This is a genomic window from Modicisalibacter ilicicola DSM 19980, from assembly GCF_900128925.1.
GTDB classification, from domain to species: domain Bacteria; phylum Pseudomonadota; class Gammaproteobacteria; order Pseudomonadales; family Halomonadaceae; genus Modicisalibacter; species Modicisalibacter ilicicola.
The window spans coordinates 125,059-146,621 of sequence record NZ_FQUJ01000010.1 but is presented as its reverse complement, the minus strand read 5'-3'; the positions used below and the strand labels follow the sequence as shown (position 1 = coordinate 146,621).

23 protein-coding genes and 1 pseudogene are annotated in these 21,563 nt (G+C 62.0%); 13 read left to right on the top strand and 11 right to left on the bottom strand.

Annotated elements, in window-relative coordinates; translation table 11 throughout:
• The first annotated feature begins 150 nt into the window (after positions 1-150).
• Positions 151-1,194 carry a hypothetical protein gene (locus BUA41_RS12395; RefSeq protein ID WP_072823294.1) on the top strand — a complete coding sequence of 348 codons (1,044 nt, stop codon included), beginning with the start codon at positions 151-153 and terminating at the stop codon, positions 1,192-1,194.
• Positions 1,195-1,197: 3 nt separating this feature from the next.
• Here BUA41_RS12395 and BUA41_RS12390 read toward each other — a convergent pair whose 3' ends face one another.
• The 5 genes from BUA41_RS12390 to BUA41_RS12370 form a co-directional block, all read right to left on the bottom strand.
• Entirely contained in the window at positions 1,198-2,199 is a 1,002-nt protein-coding gene (locus tag BUA41_RS12390; protein ID WP_072823292.1) for an ion transporter, read from the bottom strand.
• Between the two features lie 25 nt (positions 2,200-2,224).
• Positions 2,225-2,740, bottom strand: a complete 516-nt coding sequence (locus BUA41_RS12385; protein WP_072823289.1) for an acyl-CoA thioesterase — start codon at positions 2,738-2,740, stop codon at positions 2,225-2,227.
• Between the two features lie 12 nt (positions 2,741-2,752).
• Positions 2,753-4,063: a short-chain fatty acid transporter gene (locus BUA41_RS12380; protein ID WP_072823287.1), complete on the bottom strand. Its 1,311-nt coding sequence runs from the start codon at positions 4,061-4,063 to the stop codon at positions 2,753-2,755.
• Positions 4,064-4,177: 114 nt separating this feature from the next.
• A complete protein-coding gene (locus BUA41_RS12375) occupies positions 4,178-5,497 on the bottom strand; it encodes an MATE family efflux transporter (RefSeq protein ID WP_072823359.1) in 1,320 nt (439 codons plus the stop codon).
• 165 nt (positions 5,498-5,662) lie between these two features.
• Complete coding sequence (locus BUA41_RS12370; protein WP_072823285.1) at positions 5,663-6,061, bottom strand: MerR family transcriptional regulator; 399 nt, start codon at positions 6,059-6,061, stop codon at positions 5,663-5,665.
• An 80-nt stretch (positions 6,062-6,141) separates the two neighbouring features.
• On the opposite strand from BUA41_RS12370, the gene BUA41_RS12365 reads away from it, so the two are divergent.
• The 7 genes and pseudogenes from BUA41_RS12365 (at position 6,142) to BUA41_RS12335 (ending at position 11,234) form a co-directional block, all read left to right on the top strand.
• The gene (locus tag BUA41_RS12365; RefSeq protein ID WP_072823283.1) at positions 6,142-6,561 is read left to right on the top strand and encodes a mercuric transporter MerT family protein; all 420 of its coding nucleotides are present in this window, start codon (positions 6,142-6,144) and stop codon (positions 6,559-6,561) included.
• Between the two features lie 30 nt (positions 6,562-6,591).
• Positions 6,592-6,900 (top strand): mercury resistance system periplasmic binding protein MerP, encoded by a 309-nt coding sequence (merP, locus tag BUA41_RS12360; RefSeq protein ID WP_072823281.1) that lies wholly within the window; start codon positions 6,592-6,594, stop codon positions 6,898-6,900.
• Complete coding sequence (gene merF / locus BUA41_RS12355; protein ID WP_072823279.1) at positions 6,897-7,127, top strand: mercury resistance system transport protein MerF; 231 nt, start codon at positions 6,897-6,899, stop codon at positions 7,125-7,127. Before merP ends, merF begins: the two co-directional genes overlap by 4 nt.
• 9 nt (positions 7,128-7,136) lie before the next feature.
• Positions 7,137-8,777: a mercury(II) reductase gene (gene merA, locus BUA41_RS12350; protein ID WP_072823277.1), complete on the top strand. Its 1,641-nt coding sequence runs from the start codon at positions 7,137-7,139 to the stop codon at positions 8,775-8,777.
• An 11-nt stretch (positions 8,778-8,788) separates the two neighbouring features.
• Positions 8,789-9,427 (top strand): organomercurial lyase MerB, encoded by a 639-nt coding sequence (gene merB / locus BUA41_RS12345; RefSeq protein WP_072823275.1) that lies wholly within the window; start codon positions 8,789-8,791, stop codon positions 9,425-9,427.
• Between the two features lie 40 nt (positions 9,428-9,467).
• Positions 9,468-9,635, top strand: a pseudogene (locus tag BUA41_RS19740) (transposase); the annotation flags it as partial.
• A gap of 183 nt (positions 9,636-9,818) precedes the next feature.
• A complete protein-coding gene (locus BUA41_RS12335; protein WP_072823270.1) occupies positions 9,819-11,234 on the top strand; it encodes an alginate export family protein in 1,416 nt (471 codons plus the stop codon).
• A 74-nt stretch (positions 11,235-11,308) separates the two neighbouring features.
• Here the strand turns inward: BUA41_RS12335 and BUA41_RS12330 are convergent, their stop codons facing one another.
• The 3 genes from BUA41_RS12330 to BUA41_RS12320 all read right to left on the bottom strand — a co-directional run bounded on the left by BUA41_RS12330 (position 11,309) and on the right by BUA41_RS12320 (position 14,084).
• Positions 11,309-11,557 carry a YfhL family 4Fe-4S dicluster ferredoxin gene (locus BUA41_RS12330; protein ID WP_072823268.1) on the bottom strand — a complete coding sequence of 83 codons (249 nt, stop codon included), beginning with the start codon at positions 11,555-11,557 and terminating at the stop codon, positions 11,309-11,311.
• 39 nt (positions 11,558-11,596) lie between these two features.
• Positions 11,597-12,091 carry a pantetheine-phosphate adenylyltransferase gene (gene coaD / locus BUA41_RS12325; protein WP_072823266.1) on the bottom strand — a complete coding sequence of 165 codons (495 nt, stop codon included), beginning with the start codon at positions 12,089-12,091 and terminating at the stop codon, positions 11,597-11,599.
• A gap of 91 nt (positions 12,092-12,182) precedes the next feature.
• Entirely contained in the window at positions 12,183-14,084 is a 1,902-nt protein-coding gene (locus BUA41_RS12320) for a beta-ketoacyl synthase (RefSeq protein ID WP_072823264.1), read from the bottom strand.
• Between the two features lie 195 nt (positions 14,085-14,279).
• Here BUA41_RS12320 and trmB point away from each other — a divergent pair, with 195 nt between their 5' ends.
• The 5 genes from trmB to BUA41_RS12295 all read left to right on the top strand — a co-directional run bounded on the left by trmB (position 14,280) and on the right by BUA41_RS12295 (position 17,745).
• On the top strand, positions 14,280-14,963 hold the full coding sequence (gene trmB / locus BUA41_RS12315; RefSeq protein WP_072823262.1) for a tRNA (guanine(46)-N(7))-methyltransferase TrmB: 684 nt from the start codon (positions 14,280-14,282) through the stop codon (positions 14,961-14,963).
• 58 nt (positions 14,964-15,021) lie between these two features.
• Positions 15,022-15,438 (top strand): PACE efflux transporter, encoded by a 417-nt coding sequence (locus BUA41_RS12310; protein ID WP_072823260.1) that lies wholly within the window; start codon positions 15,022-15,024, stop codon positions 15,436-15,438.
• Entirely contained in the window at positions 15,438-15,767 is a 330-nt protein-coding gene (locus BUA41_RS12305) for a DMT family transporter (RefSeq protein ID WP_072823259.1), read from the top strand. The genes BUA41_RS12310 and BUA41_RS12305 overlap by 1 nt, the downstream gene beginning before the upstream one ends.
• Before the next feature lie 30 nt (positions 15,768-15,797).
• Positions 15,798-17,240 (top strand): D-alanyl-D-alanine carboxypeptidase/D-alanyl-D-alanine endopeptidase, encoded by a 1,443-nt coding sequence (dacB, locus tag BUA41_RS12300; RefSeq protein WP_072823257.1) that lies wholly within the window; start codon positions 15,798-15,800, stop codon positions 17,238-17,240.
• A gap of 79 nt (positions 17,241-17,319) precedes the next feature.
• Positions 17,320-17,745 carry an MAPEG family protein gene (locus tag BUA41_RS12295; RefSeq protein ID WP_072823255.1) on the top strand — a complete coding sequence of 142 codons (426 nt, stop codon included), beginning with the start codon at positions 17,320-17,322 and terminating at the stop codon, positions 17,743-17,745.
• A 271-nt stretch (positions 17,746-18,016) separates the two neighbouring features.
• On the opposite strand, the gene BUA41_RS12290 is transcribed toward BUA41_RS12295, so the two are convergent.
• The 3 genes from BUA41_RS12290 to BUA41_RS19500 all read right to left on the bottom strand — a co-directional run bounded on the left by BUA41_RS12290 (position 18,017) and on the right by BUA41_RS19500 (position 21,561).
• Positions 18,017-19,225: a DUF6708 domain-containing protein gene (locus BUA41_RS12290; protein ID WP_175546964.1), complete on the bottom strand. Its 1,209-nt coding sequence runs from the start codon at positions 19,223-19,225 to the stop codon at positions 18,017-18,019.
• An 8-nt stretch (positions 19,226-19,233) separates the two neighbouring features.
• The gene (locus tag BUA41_RS12285) at positions 19,234-20,295 is read right to left on the bottom strand and encodes a hypothetical protein (protein WP_139249117.1); all 1,062 of its coding nucleotides are present in this window, start codon (positions 20,293-20,295) and stop codon (positions 19,234-19,236) included.
• A 129-nt stretch (positions 20,296-20,424) separates the two neighbouring features.
• Complete coding sequence (locus tag BUA41_RS19500) at positions 20,425-21,561, bottom strand: hypothetical protein (protein ID WP_072823249.1); 1,137 nt, start codon at positions 21,559-21,561, stop codon at positions 20,425-20,427.
• Positions 21,562-21,563: the final 2 nt, after the last annotated feature.

The following is a 21,563-nucleotide window of genomic DNA, read 5'->3' as shown; positions in this document are numbered from 1 at the left end:
AGGAAGAAAAATCTCAATATATATAAGGGAGTATCGATTTTCCAGCCAAAGTATAACTTGGATCATGTCGCTCGATTCTGCTTCGCTTCCTTGCATTCGGCCCCTCGTATCTCCAAGTATAGGAAGAACCCGCTCGCACAAGAGGCCCTCATGACCCGCGCGACCGTTTTTTCCCACGGCACCCTCCATTGTTTTCCCGCCGGGCTGCGCGATGAACGCGACAGGTTGGCCAACGTCGAGGTGTCGGCGGCGGTCTACGATGGCCGCCGCCTGATCCTGGCCAGCGACAAGCCGATTCCCGGTGACGAGCGCTCGGCGGTGTTCGCCGTGGACATCGATCATCAGGGCGTGCCGGATGAGAACTCACTGCAATACTTCACCACCGAGACCATCAAGCGGGCCACCAAGTACGAGGATTTTGCCCTCACGGCAGACGGCCGCCATGTGCTCGCGACCACCGGCTTCGATCGTATCGATGACGAGAGTCACGCCCTCAATGACTACAATCATCTGCTGATCTGGCCCCTGGGAGAGCCGAACAGGGTACAGACCGTCGATCCCGACCCGCGCGACGGCGTCGAGGGCTCGCTTGAGCTGCGCACCAAGCTGGGCGCGGCCATCGGCACGCCCTACTACAAGATCGAGGGGCTGGCGGCGATTCCCGGCGAGCGGGGCGATGGGCTGCTGCTGTTCGGGGTGCGCGAGCAGGGCGACGCCCACGACGACTTCGACTACGTCTGCCGGGTGGTGGGGGCGCATTACCGGATCAACGACAAGGGCAATCTGGAATTCGTCGATAAGCTGCGCAGTCTCTATCAGTTCGATCCTGGTCAGTACGACGGGGTGCGCTACGTCTGCGGGCTGTCTAGCCTGGAGTACGACCCGTTCAACGACCGGCTCTATCTACTGACCAGCTTCGAGAACGAGGTCGACGGCGTCGAGCACATCGGCGGCTATCTATGGATCGTTTCGCTGGACGACTTTGCAGCCGGCAAGCCTCCCGAGCCGGTCACCGAGGCCTCTGGAAAACTGTTCGAGTTCGAGCACAAGGCCGAAGGCCTGGCGGTGCTCGACGAGACACGGCTGTTCGTCGCCTACGACAACGACCGCCACATGGGGCTGGGGTCCATCGACGAGCGCGACGAGCGTCATGCCTGCGAGGCGCCCTATACGCTGCTCGACATGCACGGCTGATCGTCACTCATACTTGGCCTGCCACTGCTTGGTGGCCACCTGCTCCTTGATCAGTTCCAGGCTGTCGATCAGTACCTGCTCGGTGATGCGGTCGCTGCGCTGATCCGGTTCGAGAAGTACGTCGAAACCGCTTTCGGCCAGGCGTTCCAGCAGTTCCCGGAACTCCGGCGAATTGAGCCCGGTCACCGCCTCGTGAACCAGCTGGCTGGCGACGCCGGTGACGGTGTGATCCAGCGCATCGGTGAGCTGCTCGCCGAAGGGCAGGCGACGCAGCCGCCGGATCTCCGGGTTTTCGTGCATGGTGCGCCCGACCAGGGCACTGATGTAGCGGACGATCAGCGCGCGATTGTTCGCGTAGCTGCTACCCAGCGCCTCTTCCAGGCGCTGGGCGATCTCCGCCACCAGCTGATGCTTGCGCGGCTTCAGTACCTCCTGCGAAAGACGGCTGGAGAGGGCATCGCTGTGGCGTATCTCGTCCTGCATGCTGCCGATGAGGCGAATCGTCACCCGATCGGAGAGCTCCTCGAGCAGGATGTCGTAGTACTTCGCGAATCCGGCATACAGCGACCACCGGCGCACGTCGATCATGCCCAGCTTCTGCAGGCGAAACAGCAGCGAGAATATCCGCAAGGCGCGTAGCCAGCGCAGCCCTGCCAGGGGAATGCACCCCAGCACGTCGTACCAGTGCATGAAGGGGTAGAAGAACCAGCGATGATAGCGGCGTTCGACGATCGCCACTGCCCAGCCGAGCAGCACGTCGAGAATGAAGATGCTGACGAAGACCAGGTCGATGGTGAAGAAGTTGGCGTGGATCGTCTCGTCGTAGGCCTGGTGCAGCCCCGGCGCGATCGCCTCGAAGCCGGTATTCAGCGGGCCGATCAGGAACAGGCTGTCGAACAGCAGCAGCGCCAGGTTGATGACCACCAGCACCATGATCAGCACGTCCCAGACCAGATGCAGCCGCTCCCGGTTCGAGCGCGTGTCCTGCGTCGTCGCCGCTGTCATGGCACCTCCCTGTGCTTATGGCGTATCAGCCGGCGGGCTGTTCACCGTAGTGATGTTCGTTGGTCAGCCGCTCTTCCTCTTCCGCCTGCTTGCGTAGCTTCTTGCGCATGGCCGCCTTGTCGAAACGCAGCTTCTGCAGCGGTGTCTCGAGCCGCAAGGGCGGGACCCGTGCCGGGCGCCCCGCCTTGTCCACCGCGACCATGGTCAGGTAGCAGCTGTTGGTATGGCGGATGACTTTCTCCTGGATCGACTCGGCGATCACCTTGACGCCGATCTCCATCGAGGAGGTGCCGACGTGATTGACCGAGGCCAGAAACGTCACCAGCTCGCCGACGTTGATCGGTTGCTTGAACAGCACCTGGTCCACGGAGAGGGTCACCACGTAGCTGCCCGAGTAGCGGCTGGCGCAGGCATAGGCGACCTCGTCGAGCTTCTTGAGGATGGCGCCACCGTGCACCTTGCCGCTGAAGTTGGCCATGTCGGGGGTCATCAGCACGGTCATGGTCAATTCGTGCTGGCCGGGCAGGGCGTCGGCTATCATGCTCATGTTCCCTCAGAGAAAGGTGAGTCCTAGGCTGATGATCGCCCCGGTGACGAACAGTTGGATCAGGCAGAAGCCCATGATGTCCTTGGCCTTCAGCCCCGCGATGGCGAGCACCGGCAATGCCCAGAAGGGTTGCAGCAGGTTGGTCCAGGCGTCGCCCCAGGCCACGGCCATGGCGATGCGCGGTACGCTAGCGCCCAGCGCCTCTGCCGCGGGCAGCATCACCGGTGCCTGGACGGCCCACTGGCCGCCCCCGGAGGGTACGAAGAGATTGACCACCCCGGCGCTGATGAACGACCAGAAGGGTAGCGTATCGGCGGTGGCGATGGAAACGAAGCCTTTCGAGAGCGTCTCGGCTAGCCCGGACTGCACCATGATCGCCATGATGCCGGCATAGAAGGGAAACTGGATGACGATACCCGCGCCGCCCTTCACCGCCTCGTAGAGGCTGTCGAGCAGGTGGCGGGGCGTTCGGTGCAGCACGATGGCGAGGAACAGGAAGGAGAAGTTGACCACGTTGAGGTTGAGGCCGCCGCCGCGCAGCAGGAAATGGTCGAGCAGGAACAGCAGACCCGGGATCCCCACCAGCCAGGCCAGGGTCACGCTGTTCTCGAGATGCTCCGCCGGCCGCGATGCCCTGAGCCGGCGGGGCGGGCCCTCGTCGAGCTTGTCGGCATCGACGTAGACGCTCTCGTTTTCGTCGGGCAGCATCAGTCGATTGACCAGCGGCACGACGACGAACAGCACCAGGACGATGGCCAGGTTGAACCAGGAGAAGATCGTCTCGGTGGTGGAGATGACGCCGATGCGATCGGCGGCGAAGTGCCCCTCGGTGGCGATGACCAGCGGAATCGAGCCGGCCAGGCCGCCATGCCAGACGATGAAGCCGGAGTAGGCGCTGGCGATCAGCAGCCGGTAATCGACACGAATCTGCTTGGCCAGTTCCTTGGCGAACAGCGCCCCGACCACCAGGCCGAAGCCCCAGTTGATCCAGCTTGCCGCCAGCGAGACCAGGGTGACCAGCACGATGGCCCTGGCCGGCGTACCTGCCTTGGTGGCGAGTGTCGCCAGCTGACGCTTGACCGGGGGCGAACTTGCCAGCATGAAGCCGGTGACCAGCACCAGCAGCATCTGCATCGAGAAGGTCAGCAGGTCCCAGAAGCCATCGCCCCAGTAGCGCAACACCGCCAGGGGTGTCTGGCGTTCCACGCCGATGGCGGCGGCGGCGGCCACCAGGGTCAGCAGCAACACGAAGATATAGGGGTCGGGCAGGTAGCGTTCGACCAGCCTGACGGCCGGCCGGGACAGGAACTTGAGCATGGCGGTTCTCGTGTGATTGTTCGTTCTAGGCGTTGTATCAGCAGATCACGATCAGGCTTTAGGTAACGTAGCGTAAAAAACGTTGGCTGCCTGTGCCACTCTGGTCGCAGCCGGTCAACGTTGCGAGCGGGCAGCCGGCGCCGCGCCATGCCAGTAGTGGCGACGATAGTGCAGGTAGTAGCCTCCCAGGGTCAGCGAGCGCACCAGCGTGAAGCCCGTGAAGGCAAGCCATAGCCCATGATTGCCCAGGCCCGAGCCCAGATGCTGGGTCAGCCACCACAGCGGCAGATAGACCGCCAGGCCGACGAAGATGCTGTTGCGCATCTCCCGGGTGGCGGTGGCGCCGATGAAGACCCCGTCGAGCAGATAGCTCCACACCGCCAGGGCCGGCATGGCGATCATCCAGGGCAGATACTCCGCCGCCGTCTCGCGCACCGGTTCCAGGTCGGTGAGCAGGGCGATCAGCAGGTTGCCCGCCAGGGCAAAGGCCAGCATGGCGCCGCCGGCGGTGAGCAGCGAGAAGCGTGTTGCCGCACCGACGAAATCATGAAACTCGTTCCAGGCGCGGCGACCAAAGGCTCGCCCGATGAGTGCCTCGGCGGCATGGGCAAAGCCATCCAGGCCGTAGGAGGTCAGCATGATGAACTGCAGGAGCACGGCGTTGGCGGCGAGGATCACATCGCCCTGACTGGCCCCCCGGGAGGTGAAGAAGGCCATCGCGAACAGCAGCCCCAGGGTGCGCACGAACAGGTGTGCGTTGACCTGGATGAGCTCGCCGTAGGCGGCGAGCTTGACGAGCCGATCGCGCAGGAAATTCCCCTGCAAAAGGCGCAACTGGCGTACCACCAGCCCCAGGCCAAGCACCAGCGCGGTGTAGTCGGCGATCACCGTGGCCCAGGCCACACCATCGCTGGTCATGCCCAGGCCCACCACGAAGAGCAGGTCCAGCACGATATTGACGCTATTGGTCACCACCATGATCAGCAGGGTCACGCGGCTGTTCTGCTGGCCGAGAAACCACCCCAGGATGGCGTAATTGGCAAGTACTGCCGGCGCCGAGAGGATGCGGATCCCGGCGTATTCCCTGGCGAGACGGGTGGCCTGCTCGCTGCCGTCGAGCAGCCATAGCCCCAGCGTTATCAGCGGGGTCGAAAGCAGGATCAGCAAGATGCCGATGATCGTGGCCATTATCAGGGCCTGGCCCAGCAGGTTGCGGATCGCGCCGTCGTCCTCGCGTCCCACGGCCTGGGAGGTCAGGCCGGTGGTGCCCATGCGCAGGAACCCGAACCCCCAGTAGAGGAAGCTGAACAGCGTCGCACCCAGGGTCACCCCGGCCAGGTAGCGCGATTCGGGCAGATGGCCGACGACGGCGGTATCCACCAGGCCGAGCAGCGGCACCGTGATGTTCGACAGGATGATCGGCCAGGCCAGCATCCAGACGCGCTTGTCGGGGGAGGTGATGGTCAAACGGGGCGCCTTTTTTTGGGTTCTTCGCCGATCAGCATGAAAGAGAAGGAGGCGGCGGTCAGAAAGATTACTTAAAATCGCTCTGATGCGAAGAGGCCAAAGATGTAACACACTGCAGTAATGGGTATTCGGCTAGGAGGTCTCAGAAAGGATCTCTACGATGGGGCATTTGGGGACTTCCTCTCCGCGGCACTGGGCCGACATCTCTTTTAAGGCGTGTTGCATGCGATGCAGGTCATCTATCTTGCGCTGAATTTCATCGGCATGCCTAAGCGCGAGTTCCTGTACTTGAGCGCAAGTGTAATTCCCGCCATCAACCAATCTTAGAAGATCCTGCACCTCTTCGAGGGTAAACCCCAGTTCGCGCGCTCGACGGATAAACGTCAGCCGCGTGAGGTGGCGCTCTTCATAGCTACGGAAGCCGTTTTCACTTCGGGGCGGATCCGGCAGAAGCCCAATGCGCTCATAGTAGCGAATGGTCTCGATGTTGCAGCCGGTCCGCTTGGCTAGCTCCCCTCGGCGTAATGACATGACCTATATTCCCTCTTGATCCTGTAGTAGCTACAGGGGCTACTGTAGAGACAAATGTCTCTATGGCAAAGAGGATCACGATGGAAGCCAGCAAAGGCCAGACGCTTGATCGAAGTGAGCAAGCCAAGACGAGCCGATCAGGGCGCAAGGGGCTATTGGCAAGCGGGAGTGTGATTGGCGCGATACTCGCTTCCTCCTGCTGCATTCTGCCGGTGGTGTTGCTCTCACTGGGCATCGGCGGAGCCTGGATGAGCAATCTCACGGCGCTTGAACCCTACCAGCCGGTTTTTCTTCTCTTCACCCTGGGCATGCTCGGTGTTGGCTTCTACGACGTTTACCGCAAGCCCATGGACGCCTGCCGTACTGATGCCTGCAGCACAGATGGCTACTGCGGCACGCCGCTGGCCGAGCGCGTGATCAAGATCGCGTTGTGGAGCGCGACACTGCTCGTCGTGGTGGTGCTCGCCTGGCCCTACATCGCCCCGCTTTTCCTTGGCTAAACAACTTTCTAACTTCTGGAGTCTTTCACCATGAAAATTCGTACCTTGGTTGGCACGCTTGTCTTGTCCGTGGCGAGTATCGGCACGACCTCCGCCGCTCAGCAAACCGTTACCCTGGCGGTTGACAACATGACCTGTTCGACCTGCCCCTACACTGTCAAGAAATCGCTTGGCCAGGTGCCAGGCGTAAAAGAGGTAACGGCTTCCTTCGAGGGCAAGTCCGCCACGGTGACCTTCGAGGATACCGAAACAAGTGTGGCGGATCTGATCGCCGCCACCACCAATGCGGGCTATCCGTCGCGCCTGGCCACTGAGAAAGCTGAAGAGCAAGCGCAATGAAGAAGCCCAGTCTTCTCACGACTGGGGTTGTGGGCACGGTGCTGGTAGCGTTGTGCTGCTTCACGCCCGTGCTGGTGGTGTTATTCGCGACGGTGGGATTGTCGGCTTGGTTGGGATATCTCGACTATGTGCTTTTTCCAGCGCTGGCAATCTTCATCGGGCTCACCATCTATGCCCTGTACCGCCGTAATACGAGCCGCAGCGGCGGCTGCAATGACGATTCCTGAGGAAAAGTGATGCGAACCACGATTACGATTACCGGCATGACTTGCACGAGTTGCGCCGGCTCGATCCAGGCAGCGCTCAATGCGCTACCCGGTGTCGAGACTGATGTGTCCTATGACCAGAGCCGCGCGGTGATAACGCGCCCGGGCGAGGTGGGTACCGAGCGTCTGCTCGAGACGATCCGTGCCAAAGGCTACGGCGCCGAGCTGACGCAGGCCACAGAGCGAGCCAGTAGTGACCGAGGCAGCGAACAAGGTCTGCATATTGCCGTCATCGGCAGTGGCGGGTCTGCCATGGCAGCGGCGTTGAAAAGTGTCGAGCGGGGGGGGCGTGTCACCCTCATTGAACAAGGCACCATCGGGGGCACCTGTGTCAATATCGGCTGCGTGCCCTCGAAGATCATGATCCGCGCCGCTAACATTGCCCACGTGCGCCGAACCACTCCGTTCGACGAGGGCATTGCAGCGGCCGAACCGTCAATTGACCGGCCCCGGTTGTTGGCCCAGCAACAAGCCAGGGTCGATGAGCTTCGTCACGCCAAGTATGAGGGAATTCTCGACGACAATCCGGCGATCACTGTCCTGCGGGGTGAGGGCGGTTTTACCGACGCCAATACGCTGACAGTGACTGGAGCCGACGGGACGGAAAGCGAGGTACACTTTGACAGAGCGTTCATTGGTACTGGTGCGCGACCAACCATTCCCCCAGTTCCGGGCCTGTCCGATACGCCTTACTGGACCTCCACCACGGCACTGGCCAGCGACACCATTCCGGATCGACTGGTTGTCATCGGTGCGTCCGTCGTGGCAGTGGAGCTGGCCCAGGCGTTTGCCCGGCTGGGCAGCGAAGTGACCATTCTGGCGCGCAGCCGGCTGTTGTCTCGGGAGGACCCGGCCGTAGGCGAGGCCATCGAAACCGCGTTCAAAGCCGAGGGTATCAAGGTTCTGAACGACACCCAGGCGAGCCAGATCCGTTATGCCAACGAGGAGTTCGTGCTCGACACGAACGCCGGGGAACTAAGAGCTGATCGGCTGCTGGTAGCCGTGGGGCGTACACCGAATACAGACCGGCTGAACCTGGAGGCCATTGGCGTCGAGACTGCCCGCGGGTCAATTTTAGTCGATGACTGTCTGCGTACCACCGTGCCCGACATCTATGCGGCTGGGGACTGCACCGACCAGCCGCAGTTCGTTTATGTCGCCGCCGCGGGCGGCAGTCGGGCAGCGGTCAATATGACCGGTGGCAATGCACGGCTGGATCTCAGCGCCATGCCTGAGGTGGTCTTTACCGATCCGCAGATTGCAACTGTCGGGCTATCCGAAGCCGAAGCCGACGCCGAGGCAAGAGGCTACGTCACCGACAGCCGCACTCTGACCCTCGACAACGTGCCGCGGGCCCTGGTCAACTTTGATACCGGAGGCTTCATCAAACTGGTCGCGGAACGGGAAAGCGGACGGTTACTGGGCGTGCAGTCCGTGGCAGGTGAGGCCGGCGAACTGATCCAGACCGCCGTGATGGCGCTACGTGCGGGCATGACCGTCAACGAGATTGCCGATGAGCTGTTCCCGTACCTGACGATGGTGGAAGGCCTGAAGCTGTGCGCTCAGACGTTCACCAAGGATGTCAAACAATTATCCTGCTGTGCGGGATAAGGCAAGGCCCCGTGAATGATAGGCGTGAAATCGTGAATCGGCTGGGCCTGACCGGAGAAGCGGAGGCCACGCTTCATGTGGCGCTATTGCGTGAGCTGGCCCAGGGTCGTCCGGTCACTCTTGAGCGGCTTGCGGCGTCGCTCAACTGGACGACGGACCAGGTGGTGCAGGTGCTGGAACAGCTGCCTTGTGGAACCGTCGAGTATGACGGTCAGGGACGGCTGGTCGGCTACGGCGTCACCCTGCGTGAAACGCCGCATGCGTTTGTGATAAACGATCAGCCGCTCTACACCTGGTGTGCACTCGACGCCTTGATGTTTCCGAGTGTCATTGGCGAACCCGCACGGGTTCGGTCGCATTGTCCCCACACCCACAAGCCGGTCACCTTGACGGTGATACCGCAGGAGGTACTTTCGCTTCAGCCAGAGGACGCGGTCCTCTCGCTGGTGTCCGTGGCCACGGAGGGCGACATTCGCAGTGCCTTCTGTTGCGATGTCCACTTTTTTGCTTCTCGATCTGCCGGGGAGGCATGGTCCCGTGACAAACCGCACGCGAGCATTGTGACTGTCCAGGAAGGTTTCGAACTGGGCCAGGCCATTGCCCGGCAATTGCTCGACAAAGCAGGGAGTGAATCGCCCCGGGTATTCTAGACACCTCCAGGCCTTATACTGAAGGCACCAATGAGGTCCCATGAGCCGCCAGCGATACACCGAAGAATTCAAGATCGAAGCCGTCAAGCAGGTGACGGAACGAGGCCATCCCGTCACGGAAGTGGCCGCCCGGCTGGGGGTATCCGGCTACAGTCTCTATCAGGGGATGAAGCGCTACGCTAAGCCTGCGGAGCAGCGGCAGCAGGACGCGGGCGACGTACTTCTTCCTGAAGATCAAAGCTGCGTTTCCCGGCAAAATGCGATGAACCTTTTTTGTCACGAAAGTTGCGAAACCGGATCGGTGGCCTAGGGTTATCAATGATGCCGCGTTCTTTGGAGGGCGCAGCGTCATGCAAGGAAGCGACAATGATAGAACAGGGACGACCGCCATATGAAACATCATGCCTCCTTACCCCCCGCAGAGACTCCGGCGCGTGGTCGCCTGGGGGTGCTGTGCTGTCTGGCCGTCGCGTCACCCCAGGCGCTTGCCGCCGTGACCGATATCGACTATCTGGATGCCGGTATCCGGCCGCTCTCCTCGGAGCATACCTTCTACGAGAGCGTCGACGGTGATGTGCGGCTCAAGGCCGGCTTGTCGCTCTATGCCGCTGGCATCGTCACCGATGACGTCAATTTCGGTTCGGATCGCAGCATCGATGGCGCTGCGCCGACTCAGAAAAGCCCAGCCTGGTGGGAGGCCGCGGCCAAGCCCGGCGTGCTGGGTGAGTGGGACATCCCGGATAGCGGTACCCTGTTTAGCGGGGTGCAAGGCAGTTACGCCCTGACGCGCGGCAGCCGCTACGGCGATGCTGCTGGCACGACACCGAATCATCCGGAGCAGGGTCGCATCGACCGAGCTTATCTGGGCTGGCAAAGCGGCACGCTGTGGGCGGATGCCTTGGGTGAAGACGCGGTCACGCTCTCCTTCGGCCGCCAGAAATTCATCTTTGGCGATGGCTTCCTGGTGGGGGACGGCTACACCGATCTTGGCAAGTATGCCGGTTATTATGTCGGCCCGAGCGAGGCCTTCGCGCGAAGCGCGGTTGCCACCATCGATAGCCATGGTTGGCACGGTGATCTTTTCTACCTGAAGGCGGACCAGTACGTCAGTGGCGGGCCCGACAACGAGACCAGCCTCAACGGTACCAACGTGGACTACACCTGGGGCGAGCGGGCCAAGTTCGGGGCGGCCTATCTGGACGTCTACGACAGCGATATCCCCATCCGCGACGGCATGGAGGTCTACAACCTGCGCGCCAAGGGGATACCGCTTGCCAATGTGCCCAACCTGTCCCTGGGCGGGCAATGGGTGCATCAGAAAAACGACGATGAGAATACCGACGAGGACGGCTGGTACCTGCAGGCGACCTATACATTCAAGAATGCGCCGTTACGGCCGCAGTTCATGTACCGCCGGGCGGAATTCAGCGAAAACTACGACACGCTGTTCTACGACTTTGCCGGTGGCTGGGGCAACTGGTTCATGGGCGAGATCGTCGGCGAGTACATGCTGTTCAACAGCAACCTCGACATCGACATGGTCAAGGCATCGATCCAGCCTCGGGACGACCTGGAGACAGGCTTGATCGGCTACCGTTTCCGCTACCACGATGTCGAGGCGGCGGGGGCGAGCGATAGCGATTTTGCCAAGGAGGTCAACCTCTATGCCGACTGGTCGATCACCGACAAGTTCTCGGTCTCGGCGGTCTATGCCGTGGCGTTCCCGGACGAGGGCGCCGACGAGCGGTTTGCGGGCAACGACGAGACGTCACAGCTGTTCGAGATATACACGTACTACCGCTTCTAGAAATTGCCGGCAGGTCTACTGCAGCCAATGATACGGCGTCGAACGTGGAGACTCCAAGCAGAGTGATAAAAGACTCAGGCGGCGGTGATGATGTGATACTTCTTCATCAGCTGGTCATGAGTCTCCTTGCGCTCGGGATCGAGCGGGATGCAGTCCACGGGGCAGACCTGCTGGCACTGCGGCTCGTCGTAGTGCCCGACGCATTCGGTGCACAGGTTGGGGTCGATGACGTAGATCTCTTCCCCGGGTGAAATGGCACCGTTGGGGCATTCGGGTTCACAGACGTCGCAGTTGATGCATTCGTCGGTGATCATCAGGGCCATGATTCGAGTCCTCGCTGGTGTGGCGACGAGTAGCCACCACTAACCTGAATTCTGAGGTGCATGATAACGCGCGCGCAGGGCATCGGCGACCCGCGGGTGTACCAGCTTGCTGATGTCGCCGCCCAGCCGGGCGATCTCTCGCACGATGGTGGCGGAGATGTAGGAGTTCTCCACCGCGGGGGTGAGGAACAGGCTTTCGACATGCGGAGCCTGGGCGCGGTTCATGTTGGCCAGTTGCAGTTCGTACTCGAAGTCGGAAACTGCGCGAAGGCCGCGCAGGATGATGCGCGCCCCCTGCTGGTCGAGCAGTTCGGTCAGCAGGCAGCTGAAACCCACCACCTCGACGTTGTCGAGGCCGTCGACCACCTCTTCGATCAAGGCGATCCGGGTATCGATATCCAGGGCCGGCTGCTTGCCCGGACTCTCCGCGACCGCGACCACGATCCTGTCGAACATGCGTGCGGCACGCTCGATCAGATCGAAATGACCGTTGGTGATGGGGTCGAAGGTGCCAGGGTAGACCACGATGTTCATGGGCGCGTCCTTTGCCGGGTCAGGTGATATCGCATGGCTGCAGGTTAATCGAGGCGAGCCGACACGCATAGTCGGGGCCGAGGCCCGTTTTTCAAGATTCGCCCTGAGGGGCGTCGTCGTCGAGGTGGCCGAAGGGGTTGTCCACGTCCAGAGACACCGCTCGGGCGTAGCCGGGAATATGAATGCGGTGCCTGTCGATATCCAGTTCCGGCCCCTCCAGCACGTCGTGACCGAAACGGTAGATGACATCGAAGTCTGCCGCGTCGGCGCGCTGGCAATAGCGGTCACTGGCAGCCATGACGGTCTCCCGGCGCTGTTTCCAGGCCTCGAGGGCGGCTTGGCCATGACGCTTGGCAAGCAGGCGCTCGGTGGTGCGTGGCGACAGCACCACGCCGGTGGCGTTGTTGCCACCGAAGCCCTTGGAATTGATGAAGGCGGCATCGGCCTCGAAGGGCAGCGGATCGCGAAAGAGGCGAAGCCGTTCGCCGTGCACGTCATCGGCAACGGCATCCAGGTACGGCAGCCCGGGAATCAGACCGTAGGCGAAACTGCCCAGGGCGCTGGCCAGCTGGTCGCCGGCTGCGCTGCCCTGGGAATGGCCGACGAAGGTCTTGATGCCGGCCACCGGCCAGGCGGTGATGTCGTTGGCCCGAGCGATCTCGTCGAGCACATGGGACTCGGTGATCCGGTTCTTGGGCGTGCTGGTGGCATGGGCATGGAGAAAGCTGCGCTCCCGAACCGCGCGCTCGCCCAGGATCTCGCGGGCCAGGGCGACCGCCTTGCCCAGGGTGATGTAGTTGCCGATTCCCGGTGCCGAGATCGAGCGCTTCCAGCCATCCGCATTGGTGAACACGCCGGGAACCGAACCGAGGATCTGGGCGCCGGTTTCCAGGGCCAGGCCGTCGTCCATCAGCAGCAGGAACTGGCTGGCCTCGGCGATGGTGAAGCCGCAGTTGCGGGCAAACGGGCGGCAGGCACGCTGATAGTCGGCATCGGTGAGCAGGGTGAGGGCATCCAGCGCCTTGAGGCTGTCGTCATCGGCCAGGGCGCCCATGGTGCGAAAGCCTTCGATGATCTCCGGCGTGATCGGGGCATCGCTGGTACCGACCATCACCACTCGGCGGCGACCGCTGCGGATGTCCTCGACCCCCAGGCGCAAGTTGTACAGGAAGGTGGCACAGGCGCCCTGGATGGCGCCGGTGGGGCCGACACTGCCCAGCACATAGGCGTTCAGGAAATCCGCTGGCATCTGACCATAGCCCAGCGGCATCTGCTTGGAGGTGGCGCGGCCCCCCGAGACATAGCTCTTGAGCAGGCCGCCCCAGCCCTGGTCGTCGAGCTGGCCGATGGAGTTGCCGGCATACACGGCGATCTGGTCCGGGTCCAGGCTGTCGCGCAGCGTGGCCCAGTCCAGGCCGCTCTGGCCCAGGCAGTCGCTGGCCCCGAACACCGCCATGGACAGCCCGCGCGGATGGTGCACGCTGCGATAGAGGGCGCCGGGTTCGAAGCCGCTGGGCAACTGGCCGGCGGCGCGTACCAGAGCGGCACGGCGCTCGGGGAACAGCACGTCGAGGCTGCCCGGCGGCACGCTGACCTCCACCTGACGGCCGTCGATCTCGCGCACCCGCCAGTCGGCGGGAACCGGCTGGGGGAGCTGGCGGCGTCGCACCTTGAAGACCAGGGGCGTATCGAACTGGAGCCGGCTGGCACGATTGGCGGGAATCCCCTCGACATCGAACAGGGACGCCTCGATGCGCCGAATGAGGGTGCGCTCGAGAATCGTCTGACGGTAGCGGCTGACGATCTCGTCGGCTTCCACGCGGTCGCCCTGGCGATCCCGCCAGGAACCGTCCTCCTGGCGCAGGATCAACTGCATCATCGCTGCCAGTCCTATCAGCGTCTGCGCCTGGTCGTCCTGGGGCAAGGCATCGAGCACCGTGCGGCGAAACGCCTGATGGCCCGAGCTCCTGCCGGCAGCGTTGACACCGCCCATGCCGACAATCACCGGTAGTTGTGACAAGCCGCGTCCCTCGTGTGCTGTTGGTTCTCTATCTGTGCGATTCTGGTGCGAGATGATAGCACCTGGCCCGCAGCCCCGTCATGCAAGGCCATGTGACACGCCATCTGGGGGTTACGCCCGGGGGCTGATAGACTTGTCGGCCATTCTTCTTGTTGCTTCATCATCAGTATGCACGCCAATTCGCGATCCATCGTCACCAATCAGCACGGAGTGCACCAGGATCTGTCGCGGCGTGTCGACCGAGCACTGACGCACCCGCTGCGCAAGCCGGTGGCCGAGCACACCCGGCGGGCCTTCGACGAGGCGCGGGCGTGGCTGTCGGCGCAAGAGCGCGCCCTGATACTCGATGCCGGTTGCGGCACGGGAGTGTCGACGCGTCGATTGGCCTGCGCTTACCCGGATCATGCGGTGATCGGCATCGATCGCAGCGCCGATCGTCTCGCTCGGCAGCATGGCACGCTTCCCGACAACGCTTGCCTCGTGCGTGCCGACCTGGTCGACTTCTGGCGCCTGGTGCTGGCCGCCGGCTGGCAGCCGGCACGCCACTATCTGCTGTATCCCAATCCGTACCCCAAGTCGGGGCACCTCAAGATGCGCTGGCAGGGGCACCCGGTGTTCCCGGTGATCCAGGCCCTGGGGGGGCGGCTCGAACTGCGGTCCAACTGGCGGCTCTACCTCGAGGAATTCGCCGAGGCGACGCGTCTGGCGTCCGACGTGGTGCCCGACGTGGTCGAGCACGACCCCGCGGGGGATTACCTCACCCCCTTCGAGCGCAAGTACCACGAAAGCGGCCAGCGACTCTGGAAGTTGATCGTCGACCTCCCGTATCGTCCCGGGCTGGTACCTACCTGAGCGCTTCGATGTGGTGTGGACCCATGGGGATCGAAGATGAAGGAAGGGAGAAGAAGCAATGCGCAGTTGGGGTGAGCGGTTACTGCATACATCCCTGTTCGAGGCCGGTGGTCTGGTCATCGTGACGCCGCTTTCAAGCTGGCTGACGGGACACGGGATCGGCGAATTGGGACTGTTGGCCGCGGCGATATCGACCCTTGCCATGCTCTGGAATCTGGTGTGGAATCGCCTGTTCGATCACTGGGTGCCCACCCGTCGGCGGACACTGCTGCAGCGAAGCGCTCAAGCGCTAGGATTCGAACTCGGCCTGTTGATCGTGACGCTGCCCGGCGTTGCCTGGTGGCTGGGGATCGGCATCGTCGAGGCCTTCTGGCTGGACCTGGGCTTCATGCTGTTCTTTTTGTTCTATGCGCTGATATTCAATACTGCCTTCGATGCCTGGATGCGTCGTCGACTGGCACAGGGAGCCATGTGATGGCCTATTTCTATCTGTTCGTGGCGATCGTCGCCGAGGTGCTGGCGACCTCCGCGCTCAAGTCCTCCGAGGAATTCACCCGCTTCTGGCCGAGTGTGCTGGTGGTCACGGGCTACGGGCTCGCCTTCTACATGCTCACCCTGGTGCTGCGCACGGTCCCGGTGGGCATCGCCTACGCCTTCTGGGCGGGGCTTGGCATCGTGTTGGTGACGCTGATCGGTGTCGTCGTCTTCAAGGAACGGCTCGATCTTCCCGCGGTGCTGGGCCTGGCGATGATCGTCGGAGGCGTGGTCGTCATCCAGGCGTTCTCCAACGTCTCGGCCCACTAGTTCATGCGTACTTCATTTCAGGTCTCTTTCATGCTTCGCCCCTTCGTTGCGCTGCTTGCCGCGCTCCTGCTCGCTGGCCTGCCCCTCAAGCTCATGGCTGCCGGGTTCGACCATGTCGCCCGCCTGGCCGACAGGGGCTTCGCGATAGGCGCCCAGGCCCAGATGCTCGACAGCGGCAAGGTGCTCGGCGAGATCGACCCCGAGCGTCGCCTGTCCCCGGCCTCGGTCTCCAAGCTTTATCTCGCCGCCGCGGCACTGGAGCGCTGGGGGCCTCAGCACCGCTTCACGACGCGGCTGGTCTCCAGCGGCACCCTCGATGGGCAAGGGGTATTGCAGGGCGATCTGGTGCTCGAAGGCGGTGGCGACCCGGCGCTCACTTCGGAGGATCTCTGGCGCCTGATCCAGGGGCTGCGCCAGCAAGGGGTGACGGCGGTGAACGGTGATGTCATCGTCAGCCAGTGGCGCTTCGGCCCCGTCGAATGCATCACCACCGATCGCTGCGATTCGCGCTGGCGCTCGAGCAATTCCTATGACGCGCTCCTGTCGTCCGCCGGCATCAACTATGGCAACTGGTGCGCGAGCGTGCTGCCCGGTGCCCGGGTCGGCGCCCCGGCCCGGGTCATGAGCTGCGACATCCTGACTCCTCTGGTCGAGATGGAAAATCGCGTCACGACCGTGGCGACAGGGCAGAACACCCGGCTCGAGGCCGAACGTGTCACCCGCGATGACGTGGACAGGTTGGTCCTCGGCGGCCAGATCGCGCTGAACAGCAACCAGCATCCACTCTATCGCTCCAGCTCCGACCCCGGGCGCCAGACGGGGCTGACCCTGCTTGCCCTGCTCGAACAGGCCGGGGTCGAGGTCGGCGGCGGCCATGCCACCAGCACCACGCCACCGCCTTCTTCCAGCCGTGAACTCGCGGCGGTCGAGAGCGAGACGCTGCAGACCCTGCTGCTGAGCACCCTGAATCACTCCAATAACTTCATGGCCGACATGCTGAGTCTCGACCTGGTCGAGGTGCCGCGCGCCTCTCTGGTCCAGGCCGGGCGGACCCTGGAACGGTTCGCCGAAGCGTTGCCGGGGCATGGCCCGCTGACCCTGCTCAGCGGCAGCGGACTAACCACCGAGAACCGCACCTCGGCCCGAGGCGTCAACAAGCTGCTCGAGGCCATGTACCGACGGGCAGCGCTGTTTCCTTCCTTCGTGGCCGGCATGCAAACGCCCGCCAATGGCCCGATGCGTTTCATCCGACGTGGCAGCGAGGTGTTCCAGCATCACGTGATGATCAAGACCGGCACCCTCAACCAGCCGTTCGCGGTGCGCTCGATCGGCGGCTACTTCCGTACCCGCAGCGGGCGCTGGGGCAGCTTCAGCGTGCTGATCAACGGCAACCATAGCACGCCCTACCTCTCCTGGTCGGAAGTGCTCGACCCTCTCGCCCAGGACCTGACGGCCATGATTCTCGACAATTGAATGACGTGCAGCGTGGGTGATAAAAGCTACGCTTGAAGGCATCGACGGGATGTTGACACAGGCAGAGGAGAGGGAGCCGATGAGTGACGTCGCCTATTGGTACGCGATCAGTGCGGTGGTGCTGTTCTTCAAGATGTTTGCCAACTCCCTCTACCAGGCCTATCACCGCATCGGCAAGCAAGCCTTCAAGACCCCGGAAGACGCCCGATTCGTCGGGCGTACGCCTCTCGATGAAGAGTTGGCGCCGGTGCAACGCGCCGCCATGGCCTGGCGCAACGACCTGGAAAACATCCCCATCTTCCTGGCCCTCGGCGTCGCCTACGGCTGGGTCGGCGCCAGCCCGGGCGCCGCGGGCTGGCTGTTCATGACCTTCACGGCAGCACGAATCCTGCACACCATCTTCTACCTGATGGCGCTTCAGCCCTGGCGCACCATCGCCTACGGGGTTGGCATCCTCTGTCTGTTCGGGATGTGCTGGCAGATCGTGACGGCGTTGATGGGGTAAAAGGCATGATGAGCGGTCTGCAGCGGGCATGGGCATCTTCAGCAGTAGTATTGTGAGTACGTGGCATCCCAGGCTTCAGCCGGACGGCAGACCGATAGAGGGTTTCCACCAGGAAGCACCACTCGTCGACCTGGTTTTATTCATCCTTGAACTGGCTAATGCCTGAGGAGTTCGCTGGAAGTCTCTGTCGAACGGAGACTTCCAGCGAAACACCGCCGGAATTTCTACTGATAGCCGGTCCTGATATGGGGTGAGGGTCAAGATCGGGTCATCATCGGCGTCGGGCCGCCTGTGTCAGTGGTTGTGGGAAGTACACCTCTGAATCGCCCCGGGTTTCGTAGACACCTCCAGGCCCCCTCACGCCGTTAGCTTTTTCTTTCTCATAAACCTCGGCAAAGATCGCGGTGATATCACCGGGTGGACGCCGCTGGTAAAGCGCATCAACCTGGGCGGAAAGGCGTTTGAGTTCTTCGCTGGGTTGGGCCCATTCGCTTTCGGGAAGCGGTTGTGACCAGGCCTGCATGGCCTCGGGCAACGCCTTGCGACCGGCCTTTTGCAGCGCGCGGATTTCCCACTCGGTGACATGGTGCGGGATCGTCCAGAGATCGAGAATGTGCCACAGGTACCACATGGTCACTCGGAACAGGCCGATCTCGTTGTCGCGATAACGCCGATGCAGGCGATCCCGGGCGTTGTAGAAGGTATGCACGCCTTCATGGGGAGGATCACCGGGGCGTTGCAGGCCGTGGGGGTCCTGAATCTCCTGCAGCGAGTTCACCTCATATTCCATGTAACCACGGATCGCCTCCCACAGGCCGAGTGCCAAGGGCAAGCCGGGCATGGGCATTTCCAGGTGATGGGGTTGCTGCGTGGCGGGATCGTAGAACCCGATGCCCAGGCCATACTGGCGCTGCACGCCGTATTGGGTCACGCCCTGAGCTTGGGTGATCCAGGCAGCGACGGACTCCCAGGGCACCACGATGGGTGTCTTGCCATCCTCGGGCACGAAATAGACTTCACGGCGCTGACGGTTGAAGCGGGTGGGAAGAGCGCTGCGGGCTTTGAGGTGGTGATGGCATTTGATGATCAAGGCGAGGGCAAGCGTTAGCCCCCCTGCCCAACTTCCCTGCTCGAATCCAACCTCAAAAAAAGCCATGAATTCACTCGAGAAAGAGTACCCTTCGCCTGACGTCAACGTGGCAGAAAAAAGAGGAAAAATTAAAGCCATTATTAAAAAGCTAGTAAAAGGCCCACCTAACGTCAGTTGCCAAGTAAATGCCGTGGGTAACCCCCCCCCGATATCCAGATAGGTATCGTTGAGTTCCCCGATCACGTGATTGAAATCCAGTGGCGCCGTCTTGGTGGGCAACGGCAAGGGCGACAGGAAGGTGCGCTTGCCCGTCGGGAAAGGGGTGATATCACCAGCCCGATAGGTCTGATGGATATCGGGCGGCGGCGTTTGAGGTTCGCTAGCGGCCATGGGCTACCTTATGAAGTCAGAAAAAGTGGATCGATGATGTACCAGGGTGCGCTTTGGCCGCGGATGGCGACTTCAGAGGGGGTGTAATCACCTTCTCCCCCGTGCGGCGTGACGCGGATATGATACTCGTGGCCCTGGTACTGTCCATCGTCATTCAGACGCTCCAGTCGAACGGCGATGACCAGGTCGCGGGTACGACGGCCATAGGGTGTCGAGGCAGGCTCGGGCAGTGCAAAGCGCAAGACCAGAGGGGCATCTTCAGTAAACTCAATCTCCGCGGTCACCTTGTCCGTCGCGACGACCCAATATTCGGGTGCGTAGTTGCGGCCATGATATTCTGGCTGCACCTGATAACCCGCCAACGAGAGCTTGACGCTTGCCTGACCGCCAAGTGGAGCAAGCAAATCATTCAAACCAATGGCCGGTGAGGATAGGGCGAGGGCGATCGATTTTGGCCCGGTAAGGGCCGCTTTCCACCAGCTGTCGTGGTTCTCGATGCTGACGTTGATCTTGGGCGCTTGTGCCAACGCTTGAAGCTGATGCTGGTAGTCGTGTAGCGAGACATCGGTTTTCGTCTCGGGATCGCGGCTCCAAGGGGTGCCGAGCAACCAGTTGTCGTGGCGGCTGGTGCTGTAATAGTTGTAGAGCCAGCTTCCGCCCAGCTCCAGCACCGTGAAGAGCGCCCCGGCGAGATTGAAGCGCGCGAAGACCGTGCTCAAGCGAGCGCCTGCGGCGGCCCAGGTGGCCCTTTTTAGCATCACCGACGCCCCCGCATGGAGGGTGCTGGCCAAGCCATAGGCATTGGCGCCTAGCATGCCACTGGCCCCCAATACGCTGGCCATTGCGGCATGTTGGGAATTCTGGTTGCCGTAGCGCACGGCACTTTGCCAGTTGCCATGATTGGAATAGAGACTGTAACTCGCAGTGATGAAGCCTGATAAATAACCCACGAATCCGAGCCCTAGATGCAGTTTGCCGAGCTGGGTATAAACACGTTCAGAAGCGGCTTTTTTTGCAGCGCCTGACCTAGCACTCGAGCCTGGGTAGTCAGCGCTGTATGACCAACCCATTGAGCGGCAAGAAATCCTGCAGCTCCGGCGGTCACCAGCGCCCCAACGACTCGCCCGCGTCTCGCCTGATGTTCTGGCGTTCCCACGTCATGGCGGAAGACGAAGCCAGGGGACGTAGTGTTCATCCTGTTACGCCGTGAGCCTTTCCTGCTGATAAACCTCGGCAAAGATCTGGTCAATCGAACGATTGGGTTGTTGTTCCCGCAGCCGAGTTACCTCGGCTGAAAGGCGCGTCAGTCCTTCGCTAGGTGGGGCCCAATGTTCTTCGGGGAGCGGCTTCGACCATTCCTCCATTGCTTGAGGACGTAGCTTGGGCCGGGTTTTCTTGAGACGGCGGGTTTCCCACTCGGCCAGATAGCCGGGCAGGTTCCACAACTCAATGATATCGAACAGGTACCAGCATAGCGCATATAACCAGCCCACCTCACCGTTGCGGCGTCGCTCATTGAGATTCCGGCGAGCGTTGCGCAAGGTGTGCAGACCTTCGTAGGGAGGGTCGTCGGGGCCTCGCAACCCTTCAGGGTCCTGGATTTCGCGTAGCGAGTTCACTTCGTACTCCATATAGGCGCGAATCGCTTCCCAACTGCTGATGGCCAGTGGCAGGCCGGGCGTCATGAACTCCAGCGTCAGCCACTTCCCGGTCTTGGGATGTGCATAGCCTAGTCCAAAGCCATATTGCTGCATCGCGCCGTACTCGCTAGCGCCGCGGCCCTCGATCACCCAGGCCATCAACGATTCCCAGGGCACGAAAACCGGCGCTTCATGTCCTTGGAGGCCTTCCGGTACAAAGCACACTTCGCGACGCTCGCGGTTGAAACGTACCGGGATGATACTTTTGCGTTGCTGGTGGGCATAAAAAACAACCGAGAGTGCGATGAGAAATAGTGCTCCTCCACCCCAGAAGGCAGTGGTAATGCCCATATCGACGTTGATTGCTAATTCACCCATGAAAGGGTAAGCCTCGCTATAGGTCATGGCCGACATTAGTAACGGAATAATAGCTACGCACATCAGTAAAAGGCCGACAGTGCCCCCCAGAATCAGTTGCCAACCAAATACCGTAGGCCAGCCGGCGCCATAGTCCAGCCAGGTATCGTTGATCTCGTCGATGGCCTTGAGATAATCCCTCTTCGGATAGCCGGTCGGCAACGGTAACGGCGCCAGATAAGTGATCCGGCTGCCGGACTGACGCTCGCTGTCGCCGGCGCGGCGAGGTTGATTCAGCTCTGGCTTGGGCAAGTCCTTGGTGGATGTGTCACGGCTCATTG